The organism is Cytophagia bacterium CHB2 (genome assembly GCA_030263535.1).
GTDB lineage: Bacteria > Zhuqueibacterota > Zhuqueibacteria > Zhuqueibacterales > Zhuqueibacteraceae > Coneutiohabitans.
This window is the reverse complement of sequence record SZPB01000213.1, coordinates 1-11418: the sequence shown is the minus strand read 5'-3', so window position 1 is coordinate 11418 and position 11418 is coordinate 1. Positions and strand designations below refer to the sequence as shown.

Here is an 11418-nt window from a genome sequence, read left to right as displayed (position 1 = left end):
ATATAAGCGGCAAGCTCGAGATGAGGCAATTGTGGGATCTGTTGCGGCAGCATGGAAAGCTGCAATTGATGCGCTTCCTCAAGCTCCTTGGCGCGGCGCTGATACTCGGCTTTCTTTTTCTGGCGTCGCAAATCATAACGGCGCCAGCCCAACAAGCTTGCGCCAGCGACAGCCGCGTAACCAAGGTACGCCGGCACGGTGCGATACCAGGGCGGTAAGATTCGCAAGGCATAAACCGCCTCCGCGCTTTCACGTTGATAGACATCTCTCGCCCGCACGCGAAAACGATAGTCGCCTTCCGCGAGATTGGTGTAACTTTTTTTGGATGCCTTGCTCCAAGCCGACCAGTTTTGATCAAATCCTTCCAAATAAAATTGAAATTGATTGGCAGACTCATCGCTAAAACTTGGCAAAGCGAATTCAAAATGAAGGGCATGGTGAGCATAAGCCAGGATGGGAAAATCGCCTCCCGTGTTTTCAGGCATTGCGCCCGCGAAGATCGTTGAATCCTGCGCGCCCTCTTGCAAAATGATGACACGGCGAATGAGGGCCGGATAAACCTGCGTCTCGCGTTTGGGAAAATTGACATCGTAGCGCAACAAACCCTCCGGGCCGCCGAACCAAACCGCAGAACTTGTGCGAGGATGCGCAGAATCAAGTTCGGAATAAATGGCCCAGATGGCTGTCTTCGCTAGCCGGAGAGCTGATCCGGTTTCCGGCAGATAAGAGCCCTCCGGTTGGCGAAGCGCGCGGTTGATTTCTGCCGCTTCTTCCGAACCGAGCCAAATGTTGCCTTGTTGATCTTCACTCACCACTTCGATATCGCGCGAGCCATCTGCGAACATGCTGCCAAAGGTGGAATCGGGAAAAAACTTGTTGGTTGTGCGATCAAAACGGAAAAGACCTCTGTCACTCGTAAAAATGGTGCGTGTTCGCGTGGGATAAACTCCCACCCAGCCCTTGGGCAGGCCATGCCGCGCATCAAAGCGTTCGATTTTCTGATTCTCGTTCCGCAGCGTTGCGCTATGATCCCCTGGCAAGGAACTTATCCGTAAAACACCTTGCGCTTCTGTGCCAAGCCAAAGCTCGCCTTCATTATTCTCGACGATGCTCCAAATAGGCTCGTGAATTCCGAAGATGCGGCCTTCATCAATCCATTTTGAAGTCGCAGCCTCATAGCGTAAAGACGCCAGGCCATCTCTCAGTCCCACCCAAACGCGACTAGGGTTCTTTTGAGAGCGATGAAGCGACATTGAAACAAACGAATCAGCAACGGACTCTTTAAGAAAAGTCGCTTGCTCTCCGCGAATTTGATAGACGCCGTCATTGGTGGCGGCGAGCAAACTCTGGCCGGCTGCGAGCAAATACCAGCACTGCGCTGTAATTCCTGCGACCGGCCGGAATTCCTGCGCATGTTCCCGTTGCGCGAGAAGTGACGAGTTTGTTGGGGTTGATTCGGCTGGCAAATAGAAAACACCAAGTCCGGTGGCCACATACAAGGCGCCTTTGTACCTGAGAATGGAAGACACGAAATCTTTGATGCCGGAGGTTTCCCCATAAATCGCCAATGGCGAATCGGTTTCAACACGCGCGATACCACGTCCTTGCGCCAGCCAGATCACGCCCTCACGATCGACAAAAACAAAATTCGCGTCATGATCTTGCAAGCCCGCGGCCTTGTCCAAAATTTTCACAAGGCGCGCGTTTTGGTCAATAATCGCGACACCGCCGCGCATTGTGGCTAACGCAAACGTGTCGTCTCGCAGAACAGCGCCATGTGAGAGTTGATTTTCTCTTAGGAATTTTGTGGCGGATGGATCGGATTGTAAAGTCTGAAAGGAAACGCCATCGTACAGAAGCAGGCCCTGCTCACGCGTGCCCACCAGGATTTTTTCATCGACATACGGCAGCATCGCATAAATGCGCTCATGTGCGAATCGCCCGCCCGCGTGCGTTACGTGCAGAGAATCTCCCACCAACTCGAGCAGCCCGATACCCCATTGTTGAATATAAACGCGATCTCGCACCACAAATAATCCTGAAAATGCCGTGTGCGGCTTCCACGCCTGCATGCGGTTGTTTGCCCAGCGTAACAGGATTTTATCCGTGCGAAAATAAACGCCCTGCGAGGTGGCGTAGGAATACCACACTTCATTGAACTCCTGGTTCTCCGGCTGAACGTGATCAAGCAAGGAAACGAATCGCAACTCGCCGACGGAATCGGGCGCAAGATAGCCGAGGTCGCCGACCGCACCGACATAGATGCGGCCGTTGGCGTCGACCGCGAGTGATCGTACTCCGGATCGGTTGGGGGTTGAAACCAGCCGCCAGGATACGCCATCATATTCAAGCACGCCATTCCAATTGCCAAAATACATGACGCCGCGCTGATCTTGTGCAATCGCCCAGTAATTGAACGCTGCGCCAAATTCTCTAGGATTGTAGTTGCGGATGAAGGGCCTGCCGGCTTCAGGGCGCGCAGGTACAGACATTGAAGCGGAATGCGGCGAGCGTTGAGCGCGCGCATGAATGTGTGCACACAGGCAGAAAAAGAGGGTGACGGCAAAGATTCTTTTCATGAGTGATAATGCATTTGGGAAGAAACTGGAAAACAAATTCACTGAGTGCGTGGCTTCAAAGATGCTGGTGGGGTAGGGCGAGACCAAAGAAACACGCGCAGCAAGTGTTGTTCGTAAACAGGATGGTGATCAACTGGCTTTCTTCGCACACAGAAAACTCAAAGACGCGAAGTGTTTAACTGCCGCGACCTTGATACGCATCCTTGCAAGTGTTGGTTTCAATTTGTAAACGGAACAAGATAAAAAGCTGCTGGCCTTATATCAACTGAATTTTGCTCTTGCCACTCTTCGCTGTTCCGTTCTAAAGTGCAATGATTTTTTCGTATAAAAAAATGCCTGATCATAGCCATGATCAGGCATTTTAAAATTAACGGGTAGCTTTTCACCGGAGTGCGATAGGTTAATTCACCATTAGAAGCTTCCGCTTCTGTGTGCGATTGCCGCTTTGCAAACGAATCAGGTATACGCCGTTGGGAGCGAGTTCGCCGGCCTCGTTGCGGCCATCCCAAACGGTTGTGTGATTACCCGCCGTCATTTGTCCGCTCGCCAGCGTGCGCACGATTTGCCCGGTCAAATTGATAATCGTAAGCGTGACATTGGCAGTGTGGTCGAGGCGGAACGGAATCGTCGTAGCGGAATTTCCTGCCAAAGTCAATTCCGCGCCGGGCCGAAATGGATTGGGATAATTCTGCTCGAGCCTGAAGGCTTCCGGCAATATGCTTGCGCCCTCGCCGCCAACCGCGCTGGGAGTACTTCCGGGACAAATGTTCAAATAGGTTTGGGCAATATCCTCCCAAGCATAAAGAACGAAGCGTCTGCCGGGGGCGTCATGCTTCACCAAAAAGCCGTTGGGGAAATTGGCGGAGGTTGGCATGTTGGTGATGTCGAGACCATCCGTTTCTGAAGAGCCGTTCGTTACGATCGTGGTGAGCAGCGTATGCTTGTGAGGATCGCCAGGCTCGCCTTCGCGCCGGTAAATTTTAACTGTGCTATTCCCTTGACTTGAAGCAACGATATAGCCGGCGCCGCCCGGGCATTTATAAATTCCCAACCCCTCGCGATCACCAGTGATGCCATCGCCGGCGCCAAAGGCAACGATTTGATTGTTGTCACCGCGATCGGGATCGGCGTAGAACTTGCGAATCGCGTTCGGTTCATCCGAAGCATAGATATAACCCAACTCGTCGTCTGCGACAATACCTTCGACGAAGTCTACAATGACGCCGTTGCCGATCGCCCTGACATACGTTCCCTTCACCTTGCCCGTCCCGTCGTCTTCCAAACGATATTGATGGAGATTTTCGGTCGCGCCGGATTGTGTGCTTTCGATAACGAACATAGCGCCGTCAGAAGGCCGTTTGTAAAGGCAGATTCCGTAGGGATCATCCAGTTGCGGGGTTAGGATGCCGCCGCTGGTGGTAACATCGGTGAGAGTTCCATCAGCCGGATTCACTTTAAAAACTTTGATCTGCTTTGGATTGGAGCGCAAGTTGGTCACTACAATGTCGACAAGCTGGCCGCCAATGCGCATGCCGTAACGTACATCGACATTGTTCGGATTTCCCAAAGGCACATATTGGAGTTGCTTGCCGCTTATATCCCAAACATACAAGCCGCCCTCATCTTCCTTGTCGGAGCCGATGATGACGCTCTTGGCCGGGTCGGTGGGGTGTACCCAAATCGCCGGGTCGTCGGCGTCACCCGGAACTGCGGAGGTGCTCACCCTGGAATTGACGGTAATCGTCTCCGGAATGCTTTGAGCCAGCAACATGGGTTGGCCTTGCATGACACCTGCTAACGCAGTCAAAAAAACGACTGCTCTTTTTGCCTCCCTAAAGAGGTGAGATGATTTTTTTGAAACATGGTTGCCGTGTGCCATTGTTTTTTCCTTTCAAAATGTACTGTACTCGTCCTGCCTGCAAAGCTTTAGTTCGCTTCAGGCGCCCTCAATATTTGGAGTAAGAATAACTTCAACCCGCTGGAATTGCGAATCTGTCGTGGAGAAACACAAAAGAGTAAAAGCCGTTCGCCTATCTTTAAAAGTGTGCTGAAAATTTGAAGCTTCCGAATTTCAGTTGTAATGTTGAAACAAAACTATAGCAAGCAGCATGCCAGCATTTCATAAAATCTCCGACAAGCCAGTGTGTTGGATAATTTTCAGCGCTTATGTGGCGGGTCAGTTTTCCCGCAGCAAAAGGTTCGGTGATTGCGGATATTCTCCCAAGAGGAAACGTGCCAGAGAATCATTCATCTAGCTGGATTCATCTGCTCAGTTTTAGGCAGCAAGCTTGCATACTTATTTTGGAGATGATTAGCGGCACGCGATTAAAACTTGAGGTGGGCAAAAATTCAACATTCTGAAACGTTACGATGACGAAGAGTACCGCCCACTTTGAGCCTGTGAAGAAATAGTGCTCTGGGTCAAGCGATATCGGACGAAAGTTTTGACCGCCACACCGATGTTTTCAGAGTTGCGAAGGGACAGTAATTTACCAGGCGGGTATTTTAGAAAAAATTGAAGAATTTCAACCATTTTTTGTCATGAGGAGTGGCGCAGGCCGCCGGGGTAGATTTTGTGCAAATACCCATATTTGTCGCTTTCTGGCGTCTGCGAATATCTAGATAAAAAGGCCGCTCCACCGCCCTTGGAATGGCCTTTTCTCTTACACGGAATGCCGATTGAAATGCGCAGCCTAGGCCTTGCTCAGGCTGGCTTTGTAATCTTTAATGTTCGAGAATCCCGCTTTCCGCACTTTCTCCCATAGCTTTTTCATGGCCGCAGCAGACTTCGCCTTTTGGCGGGCTGTCCGGCTGCGTGTGGCAGCGGTCTTGCGGGTTTTCGTTGCGCTTGCTTTGCTCTTGCTCACGGAAGGCTTGGCTCGAAGTTGAGAACGGAGTTGTGCGATCTCAGTATCCAGGTGTTTTCTTTCTTCTTCCAGCTTTGCAAGTGCCAGCGTAACAATCCTTTTTTGATCAACAGACATGACGGATTCCTTTTGGTTATTTTTGGTGTTGACAAAACACCGTGAGTAAGTTGACCGTGATACCGGCACGGAAGCTGATGCTTCGACGTGTCGGCAACAATATACAGCCAAGTCTTCTCATTTACAATGCAAATTTCTCGCCGTAAGGCCGGAGGGGCTAGGCAATAAAGAGTGATTCATTAGTGCTAAAATGGAGAAGAGTACAATCGAGGCAGGGTCGCCCCAAACTAATTTTTGACTTTATGAATACGCGGCCTGGCATGGAAGTATCCAGAGGCATGAGCAGCAAAGGGTGTGGGCCACTAGCGCGCGTTTGTGATACGACTCCGGATTCGCCCCGTTGGATAAACGCACGATTTGCACTTCACCCTATATCTGACCTATAGCATTTACCTGAAAATGTTGGTTGAGTGGCAAGTCGTTATTTTCCCGTCTCTATCACTAATCAATTGGCCAACATTCGCTGTTATCATATTATATAAAAAAAGCTGGTCAATTTTTGCATATTTGCCATCAGTCGCTAGAAATATAGCATTTTTAGACTCCCTATTTAAAACTTCAGCGTTTCTGACAATCATATGCCGGACATGGCCTTTCACCATGAGGTACGGGCGCGACTGGGATGTCTTACTGTTATCATTTATATGAAGCCCGTCTATCAACAAAGAATCAACCTCAGCGGGAGTTGTGCCAATATCCTTTATATCTGATTCTCCTTCAACATAAATAATATACCGGTCATCATTCGGATCGACGTAGTAGATATTCTTGAGCATCAGGCTTCGGTGATGTCCTGGAGTCAATCCTTTTTTTAGTTGAAATTTTTGATGGCTCCTGCTCGCCCCACCGCCCGCCCGTGGGCGGGCGGGAATTTGTCCTAAGTTCAGTTGAAATTCAGAAGGTGGCTTCTATCTTCAAGTGACTCCAACGAATTCAAAGAACAGGAGTGGCCATGAAGATTGCGAAGACGCAAGACATTCCCTGCCTTCCCCCTCGGAGGAAGGCAGGCCGGTGGGATGACAATCAACACCCCTTGCCGGCCGATACCAAAATCGCGATGATCCAACTGCTCATCCCCATTGCGCTGGAGCAGGTGGGCCACCTTCTGAGCGAAGAAGTCCAGCAACTGGCGGGATCGCGCTACGCGCGCGACAACAACCGCCACATCAAACGCTGGGGACAGCAGCGGGGCTCGGTCTATCTCGGCGACCCAAAAGTCCACCTCATGGTGCCGCGCGTTCGCGATGTGGCCCACAACTGCGAAATCCCGCTCGCTACTTACCAACAGTTCGACCAACCCCGCACCACCGAAGAGCAGCTCTTCGTCCGGATTCTCCATGGCCTGTCCTGCCTGCACTATCGCCGGGCGGCGCAGTTGGTGCCGCAGGCGTTTGGTCTCTCCAAGAGCAGCATCTCACGCCGCTTCGTGCGGGCAAGTGAGAAAAAGCTGCAAGCCCTGTTGCATCGCCGGCTGGACTCTCATGAGTTTGTCGCGCTGGTTTTGGACGGCAAAACGCTGCGCCACGCGCAGATGGTGATTGCATTGGGCCTCACCAAATCAGGGGAAAAGATGATTCTGGGCTTCCTGGAATGCGCCAGCGAGAATCAGCGCGTGGTCAGCGAGTTTCTCGAGCATTTGATTGCCCGCGGCCTGAATTATCCTCAGGGGCTGCTGGTGGTGATTGACGGCAGCAAAGGGTTGCGCAAGGCGATCACGGACGTTTTCGGCGCTTACGCCGCCATCCAGCGTTGCCAGTGGCACAAGCGTGAAAACGTCGTGGCCTATTTGCCCAAATCGCAGCAGCCACGCTGGCGGCAAAAACTGCAAGCGGCCTACGAGCAGCCGACGTATGCCAGGGCGAAAGAAGAGTTGCTCGGCCTGCGAGCAGAGCTAAAGCAGATCAACCAATCGGCGGTCGCGAGTCTCGACGAGGGAGTGGAGGAAACGCTCGCGCTGCATCGGCTGGGGCTTTTCAAAGAACTGGGGGTCAGCTTGAAGACCACCAACATGTTGGAGTCGATCAACGCGCAAATCGCGCAGATGATCTCGAAGGTGAGCCGCTGGCGCAACAGCGACCAGCGACAACGCTGGACGGCATCGGCGCTGCTGGAAATCGAGCCGAGCCTGCGCCGGATCAAGGGCTTTCGCCACCTGCCGCAACTGCAGGAGGCTCTCCAACGTGAACTGAAGATCGTTATCACCGCTGCTGCTTGAGGCTGCCCCGGCCGGGGCAGCCTCACGCAGGGCAGCCATCAGGAATTTCAACTAAAAAAGAACTTGACTCCTGCCGGCGCCCTGCTCCGTCATCTGGCGAACCGCCGCCTGCGTGGTCAAATAGGCGCCGCGCAGATTTCCCTTCAGAATGCCGTCGAGCTCCTCTTCCGTCACCTCGAGAAAAGGTTTGGGGGCAAAGCTGCCGGCGTTATTGACCAGCACGTCCACGCGGCCAAAGCGCTCGACCGCCGTTCGCACCAGCATTTCCCCTGTTGCTTTTTCACCGACATTGCCGGCCACCGAAGCGGTGTGTTCCGGCGCAGCCAAACGTGCGACCGCGGTTGCCAACTTGTCCGCATTGCGACCGTTGAGGACGACGTTGGCGCCCTGTTCGAGAAATGTGCGGGCGATATCCAGGCCGATGCCGCTCGAGGCGCCGGTGACGATGACGGTTTTGGGTGATTGTGACATGAGAATTTCTCCTTGCTTTTGGTTTCAGGTTATGACCGAATAAAGGGACCGGTCGTCTTGTTAATGTTCACAAAAATTCAATCCTTTTCTGGCGCCAGTGACAACAGCGCGGCAGAAAGCTCCGCCGGTTTGGAAAAGAAGGGAACATGGTCGGCCTCGAGCAGGAAAACACGGTCGCAGGGCCAGGCGGCAAGCATTTGTTCCTGCGCAGCCGGACTGAGCAGCCAGTCGTGCTGGCATTTGGCATAGGCGCGCGGCACCCGCCCAAAGCGCGCTTCGCTCAGGCGCACCGGCACACCGAGTGGCTGAATCGGTTGGCTGGGCAGCAATCGTGGCGTTGCCAGGCGCCGGCGATCTTCCGGTGTTTCGTTGTAGATGAAATCGCGCACTGCCGCTTCGTCGATAATGCCGCCGGACTGGTCTGCGGTGAAACGCACGTGCGGCAGCAATTTGCCGTGCTTGTCCGACTGCATCGCTTGCAGCACGCTTTCGCCTGAGCGCAACAAAAACGCCGCGACGAACACAAGCTGCGCGACTTTTTCGGGCCGCTCCTCGGCGACCTGACTGATGACAGCGCCGCTCATGCTATGCCCGACCAGCACGACCGGATGCGCTTGCCGGTCGAGAAGCTCGACGATGTGCTGGACGTATGCCTGCATCGTGACTTCCGAGGCGGGCGTCTTATCGTCGCCATGCCCCGGCAGGCTTGCTGCGATAACCTTGTGGCCGCCGGCTTCAAGCGCCGGCGCCACCTCCTGCCAGGCCCAAGCGCCATGCCAGGCGCCATGAACTAAAATGTAGGTAGCCATAAATTGTCCTTCCGATAATTTGAGCGTTGAAAACCGGTCGTGAACGCCCTGTGCAGTGTTACGCGGTTGCCGCCGTCAGGGGCAGCATGCATTATAAGGCGACCGGTCGTCTTATAATGTTGTTTAAAAAAACCTGACCCGAATCGGTCAGGAATTCTTGCCGGCCACGACAGGCCGTTTCAACCGGCAACAGGCTGAAAGTAATCGTCGAGCAGGCGGTGCAGGCACTGCCGCAGCGGGGCGAGCGAGCGCTCGATCTTCATGCGGATCACGGCGCCCTCCCAGGTATTGATCAAGACATCCGCCAGTTCTTCCGCCGCAATATCGTTGCGCACCTGCCCCTGCTCTTGCGCCTGTCGCAGCGCCTGCGTCACCCCCGCGCGCCAGTCGTACAGCGCCTCGGCCAGCGCCAGCCTGCAAGTCTGGTTGAGCTCCACTTCGCCGCCGAGATTTGCCACCAGGCAGCCGCCAACGTAATCCGCAGCCTCGAAATCGGCCATCAGCCGGTGGAAGAACCGCCGCAGGCCGGATAAGGGATCCCGCGCCCCCGCCATGGCCCCCGCCATTTTTTGCGACAGCGAGTTGGCGTAATGGCGAATGGTTGCGGCGCCGAACTCTTCCTTGCTCTTGAAATAATTGTAGAAAGAGCCTTTCGGCACCTGCACCCGGTCGAGCACCTCTTTCAAGCCGGCGCCGTGGTAGCCGTTTTCGAGAAAAGCGGCCACACCGGCCTCCAGCAGGCGGTCACGCGTATCAGGGTTTTGTCGTTGTCTTGGCATGGCGCGAATATACGACCGGTCGTATATGAATGTCAAAGACTTTTTTCCTCTGATGAAAAAGCTCGCAAGTCGATAACTCACGGCTAAAGCTGATTCGCGCAAAACGGGCGCTTCAGGTGCGGTTATTTACAGCAACAAAACACGCCGGCCTCGCCGCAGAGGCGAGACCGGCGTGTTTTGTTGCTTGCTGCGGTTTTTCACCAGCCGCGACCAATTGGCGTTTGCCTTGTCGAAATTGCCCTTCCGGTCTTCGGCAAACTTGCGCTTGATGTCCTGGTTGAACCGTAACGCCAGACGGCCATCGCTGAATCGGCAAGATGATCAAAGGCCGTCTTACTGACCGGCCGCCTCGCCGCAAATCCGTTTCCTGGCAGCCTCGAGATATATGAGATTCTGAAAGACCGTTATCTGCCACTTTCCATTCTGCTTTGCAAATATCAGGAGCGGCGCGACCTGCGGTTTCTCCGCGAAATCTTCGCTTTTTTTCACAACAGTGCCGTCGGCATGCACCACCGCAACATCGCTGCCCAGAAAGCGGATTTTGCGGACTTCGTGCTTCTGTTTGGTGTCTTTATAAATGGTACTGAAAATCCGCTCGTGCACTGCGGACACGCCCTGCCGTCCTTTTACGTATTGTCCGGTCCAGATGGTATGATCCACATCTTCTGCCAGATGCTCGGACCACGCCCCGGCGTCGCCGGCGGATCAGGCTTGCGCCAGATCTGCAACGATGGCGCGGATCGCTGCTTCATCATTGGCTTTGGTCGCAGAGTTCTGAGCGAAAGTTGTTGCGGTGGTCATCAGAAGAAAAGACAGGGTCAAAATTTTTGGCGATTTCAAGAGACTGATCCTTTATTAGTCAGGTACGCAATGTCAGAAGTTAAACCCTGCCAGGGTTCTGAACCCTGGCAGGATTGCGTCTGGTTCGATTTTCGTCATTGCATCAAAATCATTTTCCTGGTCTGAACAAGAGTCTCTCCAACCTGCAGCCTATACAGATAGACGCCGCTGGGCACAGCCAAGCCGTCGTTGCCCCTGCCATCCCACACGCTTTCATGCACCCCTGCCGGCTCGATCTTGTCGACCAACGTGCGCACTTCCTGCCCCAGCATGTTGTAAATCTTCAAAACGATGCGCCCCGGCGTCTGCAGCGCGTAGCGGATTTTGGTCTCCGGGTTGAAGGGGTTCGGATAGTTTTGCCACAGGGTAAAGGTCTCAGGGCCGCCGGTCGCCTCCGGTGATTCGACGCCGGTGATCACCGACTCGATCTTCAAAATATCCCCGAACAGGCTGGAGACAAACACTTCGCCAGCGGCGTTGACCTGCATGGCGGAGATCAGGCTCAGGCCCTGCGCCAGCGTATCGATCGTGCCCTCGCGCAGTTTGAGCACGCTGCCGGTGCCGGGCACAAAACCGGGCGGCGTCGATTGCAGGCTGAAACGGCCGAACTGCGCCACGACCAGGTTGCCGTCGCGCGGGTCTATGGCGATATCGGTGACCGTGGTCAGGCCCTCTTTGAACAGCGCAACATTGCCGGCCAGATCGACTTCATAAACGCGCGCCAGACTGTCGACAAACGGG

At 54.0% G+C, this 11418-nt stretch carries 10 protein-coding genes; 1 reads left to right on the top strand and 9 read right to left on the bottom strand.

Annotated elements, in window-relative coordinates; all coding sequences use genetic code 11:
- The 4 genes from FBQ85_18860 to FBQ85_18845 form a co-directional block, all read right to left on the bottom strand.
- Positions 1-2579: hypothetical protein (locus FBQ85_18860; GenBank protein ID MDL1877196.1), on the bottom strand; the 2579-nt coding region annotated here is incomplete at its 3' end.
- A 400-nt stretch (positions 2580-2979) separates the two neighbouring features.
- Positions 2980-4458 carry a phytase gene (locus tag FBQ85_18855; protein MDL1877195.1) on the bottom strand — a complete coding sequence of 493 codons (1479 nt, stop codon included), beginning with the start codon at positions 4456-4458 and terminating at the stop codon, positions 2980-2982.
- 814 nt (positions 4459-5272) lie between these two features.
- The gene (locus FBQ85_18850) at positions 5273-5563 is read right to left on the bottom strand and encodes a hypothetical protein (protein ID MDL1877194.1); all 291 of its coding nucleotides are present in this window, start codon (positions 5561-5563) and stop codon (positions 5273-5275) included.
- 389 nt (positions 5564-5952) lie between these two features.
- On the bottom strand, positions 5953-6339 hold the full coding sequence (locus FBQ85_18845) for a hypothetical protein (GenBank protein ID MDL1877193.1): 387 nt from the start codon (positions 6337-6339) through the stop codon (positions 5953-5955).
- Positions 6340-6515: 176 nt separating this feature from the next.
- Here FBQ85_18845 and FBQ85_18840 point away from each other — a divergent pair, with 176 nt between their 5' ends.
- Entirely contained in the window at positions 6516-7778 is a 1263-nt protein-coding gene (locus tag FBQ85_18840) for an IS256 family transposase (GenBank protein ID MDL1877192.1), read from the top strand.
- Between the two features lie 51 nt (positions 7779-7829).
- Here the strand turns inward: FBQ85_18840 and FBQ85_18835 are convergent, their stop codons facing one another.
- The 5 genes from FBQ85_18835 to FBQ85_18815 form a co-directional block, all read right to left on the bottom strand.
- Entirely contained in the window at positions 7830-8249 is a 420-nt protein-coding gene (locus FBQ85_18835) for an SDR family NAD(P)-dependent oxidoreductase (GenBank protein ID MDL1877191.1), read from the bottom strand.
- A 77-nt stretch (positions 8250-8326) separates the two neighbouring features.
- Positions 8327-9058 (bottom strand): alpha/beta fold hydrolase, encoded by a 732-nt coding sequence (locus FBQ85_18830; GenBank protein MDL1877190.1) that lies wholly within the window; start codon positions 9056-9058, stop codon positions 8327-8329.
- A 179-nt stretch (positions 9059-9237) separates the two neighbouring features.
- Positions 9238-9837: a TetR family transcriptional regulator gene (locus tag FBQ85_18825; protein ID MDL1877189.1), complete on the bottom strand. Its 600-nt coding sequence runs from the start codon at positions 9835-9837 to the stop codon at positions 9238-9240.
- Positions 9838-10170: 333 nt separating this feature from the next.
- Positions 10171-10509, bottom strand: coding sequence for an SgcJ/EcaC family oxidoreductase (locus tag FBQ85_18820; GenBank protein MDL1877188.1), 339 nt, complete (start codon positions 10507-10509; stop codon positions 10171-10173).
- Between the two features lie 263 nt (positions 10510-10772).
- A partial coding sequence (locus tag FBQ85_18815; GenBank protein MDL1877187.1) for a T9SS type A sorting domain-containing protein occupies positions 10773-11418 on the bottom strand: 646 nt, incomplete at its 5' end.